At 66.5% G+C, this 18,635-nt stretch carries 16 protein-coding genes; 12 read left to right on the top strand and 4 right to left on the bottom strand.

Annotation, left to right across the window (positions count from 1 at the left end; all coding sequences use genetic code 11):
* Positions 1–30: 30 nt before the first annotated feature.
* From GUY23_RS15940 to GUY23_RS15910, 7 genes are all read left to right on the top strand, one after another.
* Positions 31–1,164, top strand: coding sequence for a CPBP family intramembrane glutamic endopeptidase (locus GUY23_RS15940; protein WP_228282463.1), 1,134 nt, complete (start codon positions 31–33; stop codon positions 1,162–1,164).
* 96 nt (positions 1,165–1,260) lie between these two features.
* A complete protein-coding gene (locus tag GUY23_RS15935; protein WP_166974084.1) occupies positions 1,261–1,737 on the top strand; it encodes a DoxX family protein in 477 nt (158 codons plus the stop codon).
* A 9-nt stretch (positions 1,738–1,746) separates the two neighbouring features.
* Complete coding sequence (locus GUY23_RS15930; protein ID WP_208085382.1) at positions 1,747–2,451, top strand: GrpB family protein; 705 nt, start codon at positions 1,747–1,749, stop codon at positions 2,449–2,451.
* 88 nt (positions 2,452–2,539) lie between these two features.
* Entirely contained in the window at positions 2,540–3,106 is a 567-nt protein-coding gene (locus GUY23_RS15925) for an isochorismatase family protein (RefSeq protein ID WP_166974081.1), read from the top strand.
* A gap of 330 nt (positions 3,107–3,436) precedes the next feature.
* Entirely contained in the window at positions 3,437–5,734 is a 2,298-nt protein-coding gene (locus GUY23_RS15920) for an MMPL family transporter (RefSeq protein WP_166974078.1), read from the top strand.
* A 54-nt stretch (positions 5,735–5,788) separates the two neighbouring features.
* Entirely contained in the window at positions 5,789–7,165 is a 1,377-nt protein-coding gene (locus tag GUY23_RS15915) for a sensor histidine kinase (RefSeq protein WP_228282461.1), read from the top strand.
* The gene (locus GUY23_RS15910) at positions 7,162–7,782 is read left to right on the top strand and encodes a response regulator (RefSeq protein WP_166974075.1); all 621 of its coding nucleotides are present in this window, start codon (positions 7,162–7,164) and stop codon (positions 7,780–7,782) included. The genes GUY23_RS15915 and GUY23_RS15910 overlap by 4 nt, the downstream gene beginning before the upstream one ends.
* A gap of 248 nt (positions 7,783–8,030) precedes the next feature.
* Here GUY23_RS15910 and GUY23_RS15905 read toward each other — a convergent pair whose 3' ends face one another.
* Complete coding sequence (locus tag GUY23_RS15905; protein ID WP_166974073.1) at positions 8,031–8,645, bottom strand: hypothetical protein; 615 nt, start codon at positions 8,643–8,645, stop codon at positions 8,031–8,033.
* A 298-nt stretch (positions 8,646–8,943) separates the two neighbouring features.
* On the opposite strand from GUY23_RS15905, the gene GUY23_RS15900 reads away from it, so the two are divergent.
* From GUY23_RS15900 to gap, 4 genes are all read left to right on the top strand, one after another.
* Positions 8,944–10,734, top strand: coding sequence for a serine hydrolase domain-containing protein (locus GUY23_RS15900; protein WP_166974070.1), 1,791 nt, complete (start codon positions 8,944–8,946; stop codon positions 10,732–10,734).
* 245 nt (positions 10,735–10,979) lie between these two features.
* Entirely contained in the window at positions 10,980–11,348 is a 369-nt protein-coding gene (locus GUY23_RS15895; RefSeq protein WP_228282459.1) for a carboxymuconolactone decarboxylase family protein, read from the top strand.
* A gap of 124 nt (positions 11,349–11,472) precedes the next feature.
* Positions 11,473–12,651 (top strand): GlxA family transcriptional regulator, encoded by a 1,179-nt coding sequence (locus tag GUY23_RS15885; protein ID WP_228282457.1) that lies wholly within the window; start codon positions 11,473–11,475, stop codon positions 12,649–12,651.
* A 213-nt stretch (positions 12,652–12,864) separates the two neighbouring features.
* A complete protein-coding gene (gene gap, locus GUY23_RS15880) occupies positions 12,865–13,860 on the top strand; it encodes a type I glyceraldehyde-3-phosphate dehydrogenase (RefSeq protein ID WP_166974067.1) in 996 nt (331 codons plus the stop codon).
* Positions 13,861–14,025: 165 nt separating this feature from the next.
* On the opposite strand, the gene GUY23_RS15875 is transcribed toward gap, so the two are convergent.
* Positions 14,026–14,343: an XRE family transcriptional regulator gene (locus tag GUY23_RS15875; protein WP_166974064.1), complete on the bottom strand. Its 318-nt coding sequence runs from the start codon at positions 14,341–14,343 to the stop codon at positions 14,026–14,028.
* A gap of 220 nt (positions 14,344–14,563) precedes the next feature.
* Here GUY23_RS15875 and GUY23_RS15870 point away from each other — a divergent pair, with 220 nt between their 5' ends.
* Positions 14,564–15,382 carry a hypothetical protein gene (locus GUY23_RS15870; protein WP_166974061.1) on the top strand — a complete coding sequence of 273 codons (819 nt, stop codon included), beginning with the start codon at positions 14,564–14,566 and terminating at the stop codon, positions 15,380–15,382.
* Between the two features lie 19 nt (positions 15,383–15,401).
* Here GUY23_RS15870 and GUY23_RS15865 read toward each other — a convergent pair whose 3' ends face one another.
* Both GUY23_RS15865 and GUY23_RS15860 read right to left on the bottom strand, forming a co-directional pair.
* Positions 15,402–17,306, bottom strand: coding sequence for a bifunctional sugar phosphate isomerase/epimerase/4-hydroxyphenylpyruvate dioxygenase family protein (locus tag GUY23_RS15865; RefSeq protein WP_166974058.1), 1,905 nt, complete (start codon positions 17,304–17,306; stop codon positions 15,402–15,404).
* Complete coding sequence (locus GUY23_RS15860) at positions 17,303–18,625, bottom strand: MFS transporter (protein WP_166974055.1); 1,323 nt, start codon at positions 18,623–18,625, stop codon at positions 17,303–17,305. The genes GUY23_RS15865 and GUY23_RS15860 overlap by 4 nt, the downstream gene beginning before the upstream one ends.
* Between the last annotated feature and the right edge of the window lie 10 nt (positions 18,626–18,635).

The following is an 18,635-nucleotide window of genomic DNA, read 5'->3' as shown; positions in this document are numbered from 1 at the left end:
GCGGGCACCGTGGCGCAACGAGGAGGAATCGTGAACACGCAGACGCACAATCAGGCAGGATTCGCCGAGGAACCCGGCATCATGACCGGCACCACCACCGCCCACGCCGAGGCGCCCGACACGACGACCTCCCGCTCCGACGCAGTCGATGCGAAGGGACGCCCGCTCGCGGTCGTGCCCCACCGCGTGCCGTGGCTCGAGGTCGGCATCTTCATCGTCGTCGCGTTCGGGCTCGCCTGGCTCGCGTGCCTGCCGCTGTGGCTCTCGGATGAGGGGATCGGCGATCCTGTGGCGCTCCTCATCTGCGGAAGCGCCATGATGTTCTCTCCGCTGGTCGCCGGCATCGTGGCTCACATCGTTCAACGCCGGAGAGCCCGCGACCGGGGTGAGGCGATGTCCAGCGCACCGCGCTACTTCGGATTCTGGCCGTTGCGTCCGTTCGGTAGGGTCATCTGGATGACGGTGGCCGCCTTCTTCGGCATCATGGTGCTCGTCGTCCTCGGCTACCTTGTGGCCGCAGCCTTCGGCTGGGGTCGATTCGACTTCACCGGACTGTCTGCGTTCAAGGAGCAGGTGGCCACGCTTCCGGGCATGAGCTCGATCCCCGTGGCAGTCGCCGTCGTCGGCTACCTGCTGCTCATGATCGCGGGATCGTTGGCCAACTTCGGTGTCACTATCGGCGAGGAGTTCGGATGGCGGGGATGGCTGCTGACGAGCCTTCGTCCTCTGGGGACCTGGCCGGCGCTGCTCATCGTCGGCGTGATCTGGGGCCTGTGGCACGCGCCGCTCATCCTGCTCGGATACAACTTCAACCGTCCCGACATCGTCGGACTCGGACTCATGGTCGGCGGCTGCGTCACTCTCGGCATCCTCTTCGGCTGGCTACGGCTGCGCACCGGTTCGGTGTGGCCGGCCGTTGCGGCGCACGCAGCCCTCAACGGATCGGCAGGGATGCTGCTGGGACTGTTCCTCACCGCTGGTGCACCGGCGCCCGACTCCGCCCTCGTCGCTTACCTCGGGGTCTCCGGATGGATCGTCTCCGCCCTTGTCACCGTGGTGCTCGTGGCAACCGGGCAGTTCCGCGAGCAGCCGGAACTGGGGTTCAAGAAGGCCACCCCCACCGAGGCGGTTCCGCAGCCGACCGCCCACGTGCAGAACCCCTGATCACCATCGAGGTATGACGCCGGGGCCGGCCCCGAAATTGAGGCACGGCCCCGGCGTCCGTTAGGCTCAAAACCCCATAGACCTAAGGAGTCTCTTGTGATTTTTGGATCATCGCTGCTGCAGACGGCAGGACGCATGCTCACCGCCCCGATCTTCATCACCGGTGGCTTGTCGGCCATCAAGGATCCGGCCGGAAAGGCTGCGATGGCCGAGTCGACGCTCGATGCCATCCGCGAGTACGTCCCCGCGCTGCCCGATGACAACGAGTTGCTCGTGCGCATCAACGGCGGAGTGCAGATTCTCGCCGGTGCGACACTCCTGCTCGGCATCAAGCCGCGACTCTCGGCGCTGGCGCTCGCCGGCTCCCTCGTCCCGACCACGCTGGCCGGGCACTCCTTCTGGGAGATGGAGGGCGGCGAGGCGAAGGCCCACCAGACTCAGTTCTCGAAGAACCTCGCCGCCCTCGGCGGACTTCTCCTCATCGCCGGAGACGGCGACAACACCAAGGCCATTGAGAAGGCTGCTGCGAAGGCTGCGAAGAAGGCCGAGAAGCGCGCCCTCAAGCAGGCCTGAGATCCGTCGATGACTCACCCGCCCGCGGACGGATCCCCTGACCAGGGTCCTGGCCGTGAGGCTCCGCCGGCAGGCGGCGAATCCGTCGACCCGATGTTCGCCGAGGTGGCTGACATCGTCACATTCATCGACGCACCGGAACCAGACCTCTGGATCCGCCCGAGCACACCTCCCGTCACGATCGAGATCGTCGATCACGATCCGGCGTGGACCGACCACTATGCTGATCTCGCGGACCAGGTCCGCGACTCGCTCGCCCCGCAGGGATCGTTCGTCGGCATCGACCACGTGGGGTCCACCTCGGTGCCGGGCCTGAAGGCGAAGCCGATCCTCGACCTCGCACTCGTCGTCATCGATCCCCGGGACGAAGACGACTACGTGCCCGCGCTCAACTCGATCGGCCTAGACCTCACCGTCCGCGAGCCGGCCTGGTATCAACACCGCCTGCTCAAACGCCTCGACCCCGAGCCAGGGCAGTTGCACTGCAATCTTCACGTCTTCGGGCCACGGTGCGCGGAAGTCGCGCGTATGCGACTCTTCCGCGACCACCTGCGGATTCATCCGGACGACCGCGAGCGCTATCAGGCGGTGAAGCTCGCCTCGGCTGCGCAGTCGAACGCTGCGGGCGAGACCGTCACGGACTACAACGCCCGCAAACAGTCGGTGCTCCGCGAGATCTACCATCACGTCTTCGCCAGCAGAGGCTGGGTCTGAGTCCAGCGCACCGCTGAACTCAGTCAGCTCCTGAATTCAAGGCGCCGGCACCTCTGGCAATCGGCCGGGAAGCGCCTATGCTCGAAGCATGGTCAAGGCACTCCTCATCGTCGATGTCCAGAACGACTTCACCGAAGGCGGCGCCCTCGGGGTGACCGGCGGTGACCGCGTGGCCGAAGGCATCACGCGCCACCTCGCTGCTCACGACGGGGACTACGGTGCCGTCATCGCCTCCCGAGACTGGCACGATCCGGACAGCGACAATGGCGGACACTTCAGCGACACCCCGGACTTCGTCGACAGCTGGCCCATCCACTGCGTCGCCGGAACGACCGGGGCCGAATACGACCCGCTGCTGGACACCGCGCCCATCACCCATCACGTCCGCAAAGGGCAAGGCCGACCCGACTATTCGGCCTTCCAAGGGACCACGGAAACGGGGAGCAGCCTCGGCGAGCTTCTTCACGAACTCACCGTCACCGAGGTGGACGTCGTCGGCATCGCCACCGACCATTGCGTGCGCGCCTCCGCCCTCGACGCGTTGGACTCGGGCGCGAAGGCCCGCGTGCTCACCGACCTCGTCGCCGGAGTCGGCGAGGACTCGTCGGAAGCCGCTCTGGCAGAGATAGAGGCGGCGGGCGGAGAACTCGCCTGAAACGTTCCGCCTCCATCGGCCTCGACGTCTCACTGATCGCTTAGCCTGAAGAACGCCCCGTGCACGGCACGTTTTTCGACTTAACCGATAAGTGAGACCTGGGGCCACTCCGGAGTCTCCCCGAAACCGCCCGGAACGTCCCCAGAGCCTCCCCGGTGCCGCGCCAGTAGCCGCCCAAGAGCCGCCCTTCCCACAGTCCTCCCGCCCTGCCCCTGCACCTTCCACCTCAAGCATCGCCCGAGGTCAGCAGTATGTCTCCATCGAAAGTTGCAGACGAGGTCCGAACTCTTCGGCGATGTGCCGAAAGCGGTGAATTGATGGACTTGAGTCATGAACCCATTCCTCGCGAATTCCGCCCGCACACTGACATCGAAGCGCGGTTCGTGGCTCGTCCTCGGCGGGGTCGTCGTCCTCGTCGCTCTCCTCTTCGGGCTCCTGTCCGGGGCAGGGGAGGACCGGGCCAATGAAACCGCACCGGCTGACTCCGAATCCACCCAGGCCCAGCAGACCCTCGACAAGTTCCCCGAGGCGGAGAAGCAGTCCGTCATGGTCGTGGCCTCGAACGACGACGGCTCCGCCATCAGCTCGGACGAGCAGAGGGACCTGGGCACACTCGGCACGACACTGAGTGACTACGCCGACCAACTGAAGTCGGACTCCGGCGATTCGGCCGTAGGCTCCGGTGACGCAGGTTCCGACAACTCCGGTGCCCGACCGGTCATGAGCGACGACGGCAAGGCCGCACTGCTCATGGTTCCCATCGAGGTCGGACTCAACAACGCCGACACCGCCGACACCGTCGACGACCTGCGCACCACCATCGCCGACGACCCGACCGCAACCGGACTCACCGACCAGGGCATGTCCCTGCTGGTCACCGGTGGTCCGGCGATCGGCGCCGACATCGCCTCGGCGTTCAACGGCGCCGACTTCACCCTGCTCATCGTCACCATCGTCATCGCCGCCCTGCTGCTCATCATCACTTACCGCTCGCCGATCCTGTGGCTGCTGCCGCTCATCGTCATCGGTACCGCCGACGGACTCGCCTCGACCGTGACCGCGGCCGTCGGCGACTGGCTCGATCTGCAGTTCGACGCAGGCATCATCAGCGTCCTCGTCTTCGGTGCCGGCGCGAACTACGCCCTCCTGCTGATCTCCCGCTACCGCGAGGAGCTGCGCCGCTTCTCCGACCACCGCACCGCCCTCGCCGAGGCCTGGACGCACACCGCCACGACGATCCTCGCCTCGAACCTCACCGTCGTCCTGTCCCTGCTCAGCCTCGTCTTCGCCATCATCCCCGGCACCCGCGGCCTGGGCATCACCGCCGCCGTCGGCCTCCTCATCTCCGCGGCCGCCGTCCTCTTCGCGCTGCCGCCCGTGCTCGCGATCTGCGGCAAGCGCGTGTTCTGGCCCTTCGTTCCGAAGGCCGACGACGCGCTCACCGAGCAGAGCTCGGATGAAGACACCACCCCCGCCGAGGCGGCCCCGCACTCGGTGCGGGAGCTCGCCGACCGAGCGGCGGGCACCAAGGACAGGGCCGCCTCGGCGAAACCGTCGATCTGGCGGCGAATCGCCACGGCTGTGGTGCGCCGACCTGGGCGCCACCTCGGTGCCGGCATCGTCATCCTCGGCATCATGGCCACCGGCTTCATCGGGTCCTCGATCGGACTCGACCAGACCGAGAAGTTCCGGGTCCAGTCCGAATCGGCGCAGGGCCTCGACGTCCTGGCCGACCACTTCCCGCCCGGGGAATCGCAGCCGATCTGGATCCTCGCGAACACCGATCACGCTGATCAGGTCGTCGATTCGGTCTCCGACATGGACGGGGTCGTACGCGCCTCAGCGATCGATGACACACGCATCGATGGCACCTCGGTCACGAAGATCATGGTCATCGGCGTTTACGAACCCGACAGCGCGAAGGGGCTCGACCTCGTCGAGGACATCCGCACCGACGTCCACGCCGTCGACGGAGCCGACGCCCAGGTCGGAGGGGCCGCGGCGACCGAGCTCGACGCCCGCGACGGCAACCAGCAGGACTTCTTCACGATCGTCCCGATGGTGCTGGCGATCAGCTTCATCATCCTGCTGATCATCCTCCGCGCCCCGCTCGCGGCGGTGACCCTGCTAGCGGTCAACGTCGTATCCTCGGCGGCGGCCATCGGTCTCGGTGCCTTCCTGTCGCGGACGTTCTTCGGGCAGTCGGCCCTCGATGCACAGGTGCCGATCCTTGCGTTCCTCTTCCTCGTCGCACTCGGCATCGACTATTCGATCTTCCTCGCCCACCGGGCGAAGAAGGAATCGGTGCTCCACGGCGGACGGCAGGGCATGATCGAGGCCGTCGCCCACACTGGCGGGGTCATCACCAGCGCCGGCATCGTCCTGGCCGGAGTGTTCGCAGCCCTCGGCATGCTGCCGCTCATGGTGCTCGGCCAGCTGGGCCTCATCGTCGGAGTCGGCGTGCTCGTCGACACGATCCTCGTACGCACGATCATCGTCCCCGCGATCTTCGGACTCGGCGGTGACCGGATGTGGTGGCCGAACAAGGAGATCACCCACCGCTCGACCGATAAGCTGGCAGCAGACCAGTCACAGAACGAGCAGTCGACACAGCTGCAGCCGCACTGATCGATACAGCTCTTGATCGACACAGCCGCAGCCGCATTGAGGGGAGGCCCCGGAGTGAGCTCACGAGGGTGGACCGTGCGCACAATGGAGATCGGCCAGCACATCATGGCACTCGTCCTCACCGGGATCTCGTGCCTGCGCGCGGTCTCGCAGGGTGCGCCGCTGGTGGCCGCCATCGCCGTCAGCGTGGTCTTCCTCGCCTGGTACGCCCTCGGAGCCATTCGGGCCGCCCGTTCGGGTGCCCTCGTGCTGGCGAAGTGGTGGCTCATCGTCCTCGCCGCCGCCTGGCTGTGCACGCTGCTCGTTTCGGCCGAGTTCATCTGGGTCGCCTTCCTCCTCTGGCTGCTCGCCGGCCACCTGTTCTCCCTGCGCATCGCGGTCGTCTTCACCGCGTTCACCTACATCGCCACGGTCGTCGCTCCGCTGGCCCACTACGGCAGCGTGCAGACGGCGAGCATCATCGGCTCTCTCATCGGCGCCGTGTTCGCGCTCGGGCTCTCCCGCGGCTACATCGAACTGCTCCGGGAGGGCCGTCGGCGCGAGGAGCTGCTGAGTTCGCTCGAGCTCGCCCACCGCAATCTGCTCGATCTCCAGGACGAACTCGCGCTGACCCAGCGGCACGCCGGTGAGATCCAGGAGCGCACCCGCGTCTCCCGGGACATCCACGACACGATCGCGCAGTCGATCTCTTCGATCCGTCTCATCGCCCACGCCGAGGCGGAGCGCACCCCAGATGCCCACGCCGGGCAGGTGCTCGCCCAGGTCGAGGATCTCGCCGCGCAGAGCTCCCGCGACGTCCGCCGCATCATCGCCGCCCTCGCCCCCGCCGAACTCGAGGACGGAGCGCTGACCGCAGCGATCCGCCGGCTACTGGCCCGGTTGGAGGAGGAGACGTCCATCCGCGGGCGCTTGGATCTCGACGAGTCCCTGCCGACCCTGTCCGCCGAGGTGGAGGCGGCACTGCTGCGCACCGCGCAGTCGGCATTGGCCAACGTCCGGCAGCACTCGCAGGCGAACCGTGTCATGGTCAGCCTCATGGACCTCGACGGGTCGATCCGCATGGACATCGTCGATGACGGGGTGGGCATGGCCGATCCGGATCGTCGGACGCGCGGCTCAGAGTCCGGGTTCGGCCTCGACTTCATCGGCTCACGGATGCGCGAACTCGGCGGGGAACTCGTCATCGAACCGGGCCCGGGCTCCGGTTTCGCGATCTCCGCGACGCTGCCGAGCCAATCGCAGCTGCGCACGCGGGGTGAGGGGCTCAGCGGACTCGGTGCAGCTGCCGAGGGCACGGACGCGGACACGACGGGCCGCCTCGGCGAAGGCGGGAGCACCCCTGCCGACGGCACGGACGCGGACACGGCGGGCCGCCTCGGTGAGTCGGGGAATCACACGAGCGCGAATACGGACACGGGAGAGAACGCATGAGCATTCGAGTCATCCTCGTCGACGACCACCCGGTCGTGCGGGCGGGCCTGCGCTCGGTCATCGACGCACCCGAGCACATCGCCGTCGTCGGCGAGGCCGGCAGCGGCGAGGAAGCACTGACGGTCGTCGACGAGCTCGGCCCCGATGTCGTCCTGTGCGACCTGAGGCTGGGGGAGGGGATCGACGGCATCGAGGTGACCAGGCGGCTGCGGGCGTTGGAAAACCCGCCCGCGGTGCTCATCCTCACCACCTTCGACCTGGACTCGGAGATCGTGGCCGCGCTCAATGCCGGAGCCTCGGGCTATCTGCTCAAGGACATCGATCCGGGTGAGATCTCGACGGCGATCGAGCGGGCCGCGGCGGGGGAGACCTATATGCCGCCGGAGATCTCGTCGAAGGTCTTCGCTGCGATGCGCAATCCCAGTCCGAAGCTCACCCGGCGGGAGCGCGACGTCGTCAAACTGCTGGCCACCGGGGCCTCGAACGCGCAGATCGCCAAGGACCTCTTCGTCACCGAGGCGACCGTGAAGAGCCACCTCGTCAACGTGTTCACGAAGCTCGGGGTGGACTCGCGGGCCCGAGCCATCCGCGTTGCTGAGGACCAAGGGCTAGTGTAAGGGCGGGTTCGGGCAGGAGCTGTCTTGGCGCTCGGCACTGAATATAGGTCGCAATCGGACTCTTGGCGGAAAATCTAGGTCAGCATCGGATACTTTTCGGCTCTCAAAGTGTCCGATGCTGACCTAAGTTTGTTGGAGTACCGCGCTGCCCGGTGAGCCCGCGGCGTCTGTGCGGGCTGCTTCCGCGTCGGGTGCGCCACCGAACATCGACGGATGGGACCCGTTGGCAGTTTGCTTCGCGAGAGTGGTCATTCTTTCGGCGACTCGGCGTGAGGGGCGAGCAGCTGATCGAACGTCGCGCACAGCGGCCAGAACTGGGAACCCGGGATCGGAACCTTCGCGAGAGAAGCTTCGAAGAACGTGAGGTGCGTGCACCAGCCGGTGGCGTAGGAACCGATGAGCGCACCGAGGCCGTCGTGGCGCAGCGCCAGCGTCGTCGTCGATTCTGCGTCGTCACGGGCGGGCGCGCCAGTCTCAGTGGCAGCCTCGGTGACGGCGTCGTCGCTCGCCTCGGCGGCCACCTCGGTGGAAGCGGATCCGGCCGCCTCGGTGACCTCCTCATCGGTCACCTCGGTGAGCTGGATCGCGATCCTCGTCGCCGGCTCGTCGGGAAACGACCACGTCGCCTCGACGGCGAGATCACCGATCGTGAGGATCTCCGAGCGGCACAGGTAGCTGTCGGCGTGATCGATGATGATCTCGCCACCCACCTCGGTGCTGAAGACGAGCGGACGCCCGAGCCACTCGTCGAGCGAGGCCACATCCTGCAGATGCCGCCACACGTGCGCCGGGGCAGACGGCAGAGACCACGCTACGGTCAGACTGTCAGCGACACGATCGATCTCGATTCCACACAATGGCATCGGCAGTCCTCCTCGCAACAGCAGCGGCGCGCATCGTTCTGACGTCGAGACTAGCGGAGAGCGCGGCCGACCGAGAAGACGGCCGAGCGCAGAATGTCAGATGAATAACTGATTGGTAATGCCCTGTTGCGTCGCACCTGGTGAGGGCGCCAAGAATGACGGCTCGCGACTCGCTGATTCGTACGGATCGACCCGGCTCCGCTACGGAGTTTCACTTCGTCCGGGTAGTCTGTTCCCTGCGCATCGGGACAGACCTGCGCACGTGCAGACCCGTTCGGATCGAAGCAGTGGAGGTGACATGGCAGGCGAAGACGAAACATTTCCGCCTCGACCGGCGACCCCGCCGAACCGTCGCATCGGTGCGCTGTTGGGAAACACAAGGGGGATCGGCACCGGTGCTGATACCGGTGAAGGCGCCGACTCCGGTACGGGCCCGAAGGCTCGGATAGATCGAGCGGACGTTGCCTCTGCCGACACTGCCCCGGCCGACACTGCTCCCGTTGACACCGACTCTGCCGATTCGGAAGCCGCCACCGCGGGTCCCGGCGATCCTGACGCACCCGTCACCCCCGCCTCGGCGCTGGTGGACATCAGTCTCCCGCACGTCGGGGAGCTCGCCTCGGCGAGTGAAGACGCCATCGTCGACCCCTCGGAACCGATCCTCGAAAGCATCGACCTCGACACCTGGAAGTGGCCGGAGTATTTCGCCTTCGCGCTCACCCGGATGCAGGAGCTCTTCCCGACCGGCGGAATTCCCCGCGGCATCGGACCCGTCCGCGAATTCGTCACCGAGGACCACGACTTCCGCCCGCTGGCCATCGACCGAGAGAAGTGGCCGGCGATCGACGAAGACTGGACCACCGTCGACGATGTCTTGTCGAGCACCCATACCGACGCCTGGCTCGTCACCCGCAACGGGGTGGCGCTGGCCGAAGAATACGCGTGGCCGATGAAGCCCGCCCGCCAGCACATGCTCTTCTCCGTGAGCAAGTCGATCGTCGCCACCGTCATCGGCGCGCTCGCCGACTCGGGTCTGCTCAGCCCCACCGACCTCGTCACCACCCACGTGCCTGCCCTGGCCGAGAGCGGCTACGCGGGAGCGACGATCCGCGACCTGCTCGACATGCGTTCAGGCATCAAGTTCTCCGAGGAATACCTCGAGGACGGTTCGGAGATCCGAGCCCTGTTCGAAGCGGTCGATTTCGCGCCGCGGACGGCCACCTCGGCGAATGGGATCAAGAACTTCCTCACCGGGCTGACCAGCGAACGCGAACACGGAGCGGCCTTCGTCTACCGCAGCTGCGAGACCGACGTCCTCGCCTGGATCGCCGAGGCGGTCACGGGCCAGCCCTTCTCCATCGTCGCCAGCGAATTCCTCTGGTCGAAGATCGGCGCCGCCCATGCCGCCCAGGTCTGCCAGGACCGGTGGGGCGGATCCATCGCCGACGGCGCCATCAGCACCACCCTGCGCGACCTCGCCCGATTCGGCGAGATGATCGCCCGCGGCGGCACGACCTCGGGCGGGGAGCGGGTGCTCTCGGCGGCGTGGGTCGAGGACATCTTCACCGGAGCCGAGGACTCCGCGAAGGTCTTCGCAGCCTCCCCATCAGGGCGTTCGTATCCGGGCGGGATGTACCGCAGCCAGTTCTGGCTGCCGTCGGCCAACCGCGACGTCGTCATCGGCATCGGCATCCACGGCCAGATGCTCTACCTCGACCGCGCCACCCAGACCATCGGCGTCAAGCTCTCTTCCGACCCGGAGCCGGTGAGCCTGGCCGCCCAGCATGGAACCCTGGCCATGTTCGAAGCCATCGCCGAGGCGGTGCCGCTGACCGTGGGTGTGACGTCCACCGAGGTGGATCCGGCCGCCGAGGCGGTGCCGGCCACAGCGGTGGTTCCGGAGGGTTCGGCTCCCGCCCCGGAGGCAACCGCACACGCAGTCGTGGCTCCCGCACCGGAAGCAAGTGCGCCCGCGCCGGAAGCGGCAGCTCCCGCACCGGAGACGGTAACCCCTGCTCTGGCGGCGCAGACTCCGCCGGCGCCGAACTTCGACGCGGCTCCGCTCATCGCGCAGAACGCGCTCTACTGAGGCCGATCGTTCCCCGCCTGTCACCTTCCACCGCCCGCGTCGCGTCCCTCTCTCGTTGAAGTGGAGTGTTTGGTCGATCCGCCGTGGTTTCGTCGCCGAGACCGCGGTGGAATGACCAAACAATCTGTCGACGGACAGACGACGGACAGTCGGCGGGCAGTCGGCGGGCAACAGGCAAGTCATCGAAACTCCATGTGACGAATCCATAGCGGTCTGCTCGGTGAGTGGGTAGCGTGAGGATCGGAATGGCACCGACCACAGGAGGCACCGCGATGACTGACTTCTTCGACCGCGAGAACGACCGCAAGTACGATAAGGCGTACAAGGAAACCACTCCCGACATCCTCAAGGCATTCGGCGAGTTCAACAATGCCGTCTTCGCTCCCGAGGGGCGAGAGATTCCTCTGAAGTACCGTGAGCTCATTGCCTACGCAGTCGGTCTGACCACCCAGTGCTCCTATTGCATCGACGCCCACTCCAATGCCGCAGTCAAGGCCGGCGCCACCGAAACGGAACTCGCCGAGACCGCGTGGACAGCCTCGGCGATCCGGGCCGGCGGAGCCTTCGCCCACGGCCGCCTCGGTTTCAAACTCACCGGCACGCACGAACACTGAGGATCAGCTCGGCGCAGGGTGTTCGGTCCCGGCCATTGCGGCCCAGATGGGTTTCGGCAGTGCCGTCACCACAGGAAACGTCGTGCGCTGGAACGAGGGTGGATCGCTAGACTGAGAGGCGATCATGAGTGACGAGGCCCGCATCACCCCACGCAGGTCACCCCGTTCGCGCCCGCACCGCATCGTCGTGCTCGCGCTGGACGGGGTGTCAGCCATGGACCTCGGCGTCCCCGTCCAGGTCTTCGGCCCCGAATCGAATGCCGCCACCGCGCACACCCGCACCGAGGTGGCCCCGCGGTCCCGATCCACCGTCGCCAGTGCGACGGCTGCCGTGGGTGCAAGCGATGGCGGCCGGGCAGTGGTTCCCGGTGCCGGTGCCGGGGCGGCAGCTGCCGACGAACGAGCCGCGTCAGTTCCTGTCGGCGAGCGGGCAGCAGCGGTCCCTGCCGGGATCTGGCCCTATGCGGTCGAGATCTGCGGCGCCTCCGCCGGCACGGTCACTGGGCCCGACGGGCTCGGCTATTCTGTCGGGCGCGGACTCGAGGCGCTGGAGACCGCGGACACGATCATCGTCCCCGGAGCCACTACGGCCGTGGAACAGGAGCCTCCCGCCGCGGTCATCGGTGCGCTGCTCTCCGCCTACGAGAGAGGCGCCAGGATCGCCGCGATCTCGACAGGCACCTTCGTCCTCGCCCGCACCGGCCTGCTCAACGGCCGCCGCGCGACCACGCACTGGTCGACGGCGAAGGAGCTCGTACGGCGGTTCCCCTCGATCGAAGTCGACGAGAACGTCCTCTTCATCGACGAAGGACAGCTGCTCACCTCGGCGGGGGCCGCCTCGGCGATCGACCTCTGCCTCCACCTCATCCGCAGCGATCACGGTGTGGGGCTGTCGAACCAGGTTGCCAGGCGGCTGGTCGCGGCCGCTTACCGCAGCGCCGGCCAGGCGCAATACGTGCCGCGCAGCGTGCCCGACCCGCTCGGCGACGACTTCGCCGACACCCGCGAATGGGCCCTGCAGCACATCGGGGAGAAGATCACCCTGCGCGAGCTCGCCGCCACTGCCGGAGTCTCTGTGCGGACCTTCTCCCGCCGCTTCGTCGAAGACACCGGCTACACGCCGATGCAATGGGTGCTCCGCGCCCGCGTCGACCTTGCCAGAGAACTGCTGGAGAACTCCGATCTGGGCATCGAGCAGATCGCTGACCAGGTCGGACTCGGCACCGGGGCGAACCTGCGGATGCACTTCCAACGCATCCTCTCGATCTCACCGAACGACTACCGGCACTCCTTCCAGGGGTGAACCGGGGTCACCCAGCGGGTGAATGGGGGGCACCTCGAGGGGGAACCGGAGCCGTCGAATCGCGCTCTCGATCGCACTGGCGCGATACTTGTGACTTCTGGCAATTAGACTGGCGAGAACCTTGCGCAGATTGTCTGACTGGCCACTGTTGTCGACCGTGCGAACCGCCCATGATGGAGGTATCAAGACAAAACCCGTGTTCAAGGAGTGACATTGACTCGCATCGCCATCAATGGTTTCGGACGCATCGGACGCAGCACCCTGCGTGCCCTCACCGAACGGGGCAGCGACCTCGACGTCGTTGCCATCAATGACCTCGGCCCCGTCGAGGACCTCGCGCGGCTGCTGAAGTTCGACACCACCCTCGGACGCTTCAACCACGACGTCGAGACCACCGACGACTCGATCGTCATCGACGGCAAGACCATCAAGGTCTTCGCCGAGAAGAATCCTGCGAACCTGCCGTGGGGCGAACTCGACGTTGATATCGTGCTCGAGTCCACCGGCATCTTCACCAAAGCCGACAAGGCCCGCGCCCACCTCGACGCGGGAGCCAAGAAGGTCCTCGTCTCCGCCCCCTCGAAAGGTGCTGACGTCACCCTCGCCTACGGTGTGAATTCCGAGGCGTACAAGCCTGAGTACACGATCATCTCGAACGCCTCGTGCACGACGAATGCACTGGCCCCGCTGGCGAAGGTCCTCGATGACGTCGCGGGGATCGAGCAGGGCTTCATGACTACGGTCCACGCTTACACCGGCGACCAGATGGTCCAGGATGGCCCGCACAAGGACCCCCGCCGTGCCCGCGCCGCCGCCGAGAACATCATCCCCACCTCGACGGGTGCCGCCAAAGCCATCGGCCTCGTCCTCCCGCAGCTCGACGGCAAGCTCTCCGGCGACGCCATCCGCGTCCCGGTTCCGGTCGGATCGATCGTCGAACTCAACACGACCGTGTCCCGCGAGGTCACCCGTGACGAGGTCCTCGACGCCTACAAGAAGGCCGCTGACGGCGAGCTGAAGGGCATCCTCGACTATGAGACCGAGCCCGTCGTCTCCTCCGACATCGCCGGTCAGGCCGCCTCGTCGATCTTCGATGCCGCGCTCACCCGCGTCGACGGCAAGCACGTCAAGGTCGTGGCCTGGTACGACAACGAATGGGGCTTCTCCAACCGCGTGGTCGACAACCTCGAGTTCATCGGCCAGAACTGAACTTCACCGGCGGATATCCGCCGGTGACCATAATCGTCGCCGAGGTTGGTCCCCGGTGCCGACGGATGCACCTGTGGCCTCGATCCTGCGTTGAGCAGGATCGAGGCCACAGTCGTCATTTCAGGGCCGGATATCCCCGCCGAGGCGGCCCATTCCGATCGACGCTCAGACGTCGTCGGCGCCGGGTGTGCCGCCCTCGTCCTCCCAGCGTTCGATGGCGCGGACCTTCGCGCGGCCGAACTTCAGGCGCACGCCATAGCCGCCGTCCTTGCCGTCGGGAATGAACCGCGCACCGTAGTGCTCGAGGGCGAGGATGAGGCGACGCTCCTGCTCAGCGGTGAGGTCCTGGATCCCCTTCTCGTAGTCCTTCAGCTGGGACTTTTCGACGTCGGCCTGGGCCGCCACATGCTTCGCCGAGACCTGGCAGAGAATCCGGGTCGCGCGCGCCAGGGGGCCGTCGATGATGATCTCGTCTGTGCTCATGCTCCAACCATGCCAGAGGCGTTCATGCGTGCCAAGACCGGGGCGCCCGCTGCGACCCGGTGGAATTTGTCTTCGCAGGTGAAGCGTTCTACTGCTGATGTTCTATTTGTCCCCGAGCGGGCCATGTCAGTGCCTTCGTCTAATGTTCGTCTCATGCTTCCGCCGCTGGAGTCGGAAGCGACGCGTCGCAGGGTGCGGCGCATGACGGAAGGTCAGAACAATGGAGATCAGGACCAGAAGCATCCGCAGTTTGGCGTATCGCTGCGAAGAATTCCTTGGCGAGAGCGGAAAGCCGCGTTCGATCGGATACCCGAACAGCCTCGGGCTGTGCATCCTCGACGCGCTGTACATGACGGGCTCCCACCCGACCGCGATCGACAACGTCGTCGAGCGGTACACCGCCAGGCATGGCGGCACTGATGGCGCGAAGTCGCTGCGCTATTCGATCGCCGCGGCCGGAGGGCCGGAGCAGTGGGCGCGGGAGGTGATCTGCAACCTCAAACCCGCCCATACCCAACCCGGGGCGATGCTCAGAGCCGAGGTCGTCGACCGTGCGACACGGGTGATGGCCGATCACGGCATCGACACCGTCGACGACCTCCTCGCGGCGGTCGGTGACGAACCGTCGACCGGGCGGAACGCCAACGAGGTGGCCCGTGCCTGGAGGGAGCTGCCGAGCCAGAAGTCGGGGATCTCCTGGCGGGCACTGCTCATGCTCGCCGGGTCCGATCACTTCGAAATCGACTATCGGGTGAAAGGATTCTTCGGTATGCCGTTCGGCAGCTTCCCTCGAATGACGGACGACGAGGTGCTCGAGCTGATCTCAGCGACGGCCGACTACCTCGATGTCGAAATCCGGGTGGTCAAGCAGATCGTCTGGCAGATCTCGTACCGTCGGCTGCGGCCGGATCCGAAGCGCAAGGAGCTCAATCTGCCGTACCCCCTTGATGACGAGCTTGACGAAGAGCCGGAATGGTGGCCCGGGAGGTATGACTCCAGGGCTCGCCATGGAGCCGATGAGTGGGCATCGGCGCGTTAGAGACGCTGACCCGGTCGGGTCAGCGGCCCGAGTTGCGCCGGTGCTGTGCGGCCAACCGCACCGGCGCGTTCGGGGCGCCGTATCCCTGGTAGTCATTGCGACGTTCGACCATCTCGAAGAACACCGACCCGATCGTCGAGGTGTAGAAGTGGAGGAACTCACCTCGGTCGTCCCGGTCGTAGAGGATGTTGTTCTCCCTCAGCCGCTGCAGAAGCTCGGGGGCGAGATCGAAACGCGCCTCGAGGTCTTCGTAGTAGTTCTCGGGAACGGGCAGGAAATCCAGTCCTCGTGAGACGGCGGTGGCGGCCGCCGTGAAGATGTCATCGCAGGCCAGCGCGACGTGCTCGGGGTAGTCGCCAGTCACCGAGGTCTCGGCTGACCGCGGTGCGAGGTTGAGCGGCATCCGAATTGCTCCGTCCGAGCTTGCCATCACCTGCGAGCGGACAAGACCCGACGGGCTGGGCACATCGTTCGATGCCTGAGCGTGGAGGGCAAGCAGGGAGGTGTAGAAGAGCACCGCCTCGTCGTAGTGGTGGGCCGGCTGGGCGAGGTTGACATGGTCGATGGCCGAACGGCGGTCGTCGGGGACGTTGCCGAACTCCTCGGTCCACGTCGGATCGATGCCCGTCCCGTCGCCGAAGAAGACTTCGGAACCGTCAGGAGCGAAGACGCCGCGCAGAACCTCCTCGTCGTGGGCCTGATCGCGGGGCACCTCGGTCGCTTGGAGCAGGATCGCCCGATCCATTGCGGCATCGGCATCGGCCACAGCAAAGCCGATTCCGCGCAGGTGGGTGCCCGAAACTGCCGAATCGACACTCACCAGATCGATATCGGTCGACTCGGTGACGACGATGCGCGCCTGTCCGCGACGCCACAGCTGCACGTGCGGCTTCGTGCGGTGGAATCCGACGAAGCGGAAGCCGAGCTGATGGATCTGCCTGGTCAGCGCCCCGAGGTCGTCGGTGTCGAGTTCGACATAGTCGACCCCGCGTGGTTCGGCGACCTCGGGCAGCCGCTGCAGATCGAGACGCACCTGGCTCGCATCAGCCTTGGCGGGCATGCCGTCCGTGGCCGCGGCGGTGCCGGTCGACCCTGCATCGGGGGCCGCCACCTGCTCCGCGGTCGCCGCTTCGAGCCAACGCAGGGACCGCAGGCCGTCGACAGCGGTGCGCTGAGTATCGGCCTGTCTGAAGGAGTCGTTGAACACCTCGAGCGAGACCGGCCCGGCATACCCGGTCAGCGCCACTCGGGTGAGGAAATCGGTGAGGTCCCAAGCGCCTTCGCCGGGGAAGACCCGGTGGTGGCGGGACCAACTGAGCACGTCCATCGACAGGGCCGGGGCGTCGGCGAGCTGAAGGAAGAAGATCTTCTCGCCGGGAATCTCGGAGATGCGGGACAGGTCCGTGCCGCGAGAGAGGATGTGAAAGCTGTCGAGACAGGTGCCGATGCGCGGATGATCGGCTGCCTTGACCAGGTCCCAGGCGCGGTCGTACTCGGAGACGAATCGTCCCCAGGCGAGCGCCTCATAGGCGACGTCGACGCCGTAGCGTTCGGCCAGGTCGCCGAGGCGGCGCAACTGTTCGACGACGATGCCGTCGTCGCCGATGGTGGCGGTGCCGACGTTCGAGCACAGCAGCATCGTGTCCATGCCCAGGCGCTTCATCAGTCGGAACTTCGCCTCGGCGCGGGCGAGGTTGGCGACGAACTGCTCCTCGTCAACACCTTCGAAGTCACGGAAGGGTTGGAACAGATCGAGCGTGAGTCCGAGTTCGGCGGCCTGCGCGGCGATCGCCTCGGGGGAGTCGGGCGAGACGATGAGATCCTGTTCGAAGATCTCCACCCCGTCGAACCCCGCCCGAGCAGCGGCGCGCAGCTTCTCGTCGAGCGTGCCGGACAGGCACACCGTGGCAATCGATGTTCTCATCGTGACCTTTCCTCGTGGAGGGTGTCGATCTCTTCCAGGCTCAGCCCCTTCGTCTCCTTCGCCGTCATCGCAACCAGTCCGACGATGATGCAGACGCCCGCGGTGAAGGCGGCGACCGATACCCAATTCTCTCCGCCTGCGCCGGCAACGGCAGAGGCGAGGACAGGAGCCAGACCGCCGGAGACGGCGAATCCGACCTGGGTTCCCAGAGCCAATCCCGTCACTCGCGCCGTCGTGGGGAACATCTCGGCGTAGAACGACGGCCAGATCGAGTTCGCCAGCGAGTACGCACAGCCGGACATGATGGCGCCGAAGACGAAGATCAGTGTCCAGTTCCCGGCAGAGACCGCGGCCAAGTACGGGAACATCATCAGTCCCGACCCGACGGCGCCGGTGATGAAGACCGGTTTGCGTCCGAACCTGTCAGAGAGCAGAGCGGCGGCCGGGATCGCCAGCAGCGCGACACCATTGGCGATGACCGAGACGAGCAGCATGGTCGGACGGTCGAGTCCGACGATCGAGGTGGCGAAGGACAGCGACCAGACGGTGAAGACCATGTTCACGGTGTTGACCATCGCACAGGTGGCCACGCGGAGGACCGCGGCCTTGTGCCAGCGGAAGACCTGCATGAGCGGCGGGTTGTCGACGCGGGATTCCTTGAAGGCCGGGGGCTCCTCGAGGCCGCGGCGGATCACCCAGGCGGTGAGCACGACGACTGCGGAGAGCCAGAACGGCACTCGCCAGCCCCAGCTGAACAGGGCTTCATCGGGCAGAAAGGCGGTGAAGGGAATGAAGACCGCGGTGGCCAGCAGGGTTCCGGCCTGAGTCCCGTGCAGGGTCCAGCTCGTCGTCCACGACCGCTTCTTCTCCTCCGAGTGCTCGAGCGAGACGGAGATCGCGCTGGCCTGCTCGCCGGAGGCCGACAGCCCCTGGATGACGCGGCAGAGCACGAGCAGAATCGGAGCCAGCATCCCGATCTGCTCATAGGTCGGCAGGCAGCCGACGAGGAAGGTCGAGATGCCCATCATGAACAGGGTGAGCATGAGTACGAACTTCCGGCCGAAGCGGTCGCCGAGCGGACCCATGATGAGCGCGCCCAGCGGGCGCACGACATAGGCGACTCCGACGGTGCCCATGGCCAGGAGGATGGAGATTCCCGGAGCAGTCGTCTCGGGGAAGAACAGGGTGTTGAGCACCAGTGCCGCCGCAGTCCCGTAGACCGCGAAGTCGTAGTACTCGAGGGCTGAGCCGGTCCAACTCGACAATGCCGCGCGCAGCGGTGTCTTCGTCGGGCGGGCTTCTTCGATCGCTTCGCTCATGCTTCCTCGC

Source organism: Brevibacterium atlanticum (assembly GCF_011617245.1).
Lineage (GTDB): Bacteria > Actinomycetota > Actinomycetes > Actinomycetales > Brevibacteriaceae > Brevibacterium > Brevibacterium atlanticum.
This window is presented reverse-complemented; position numbering and strand designations above follow the sequence as displayed.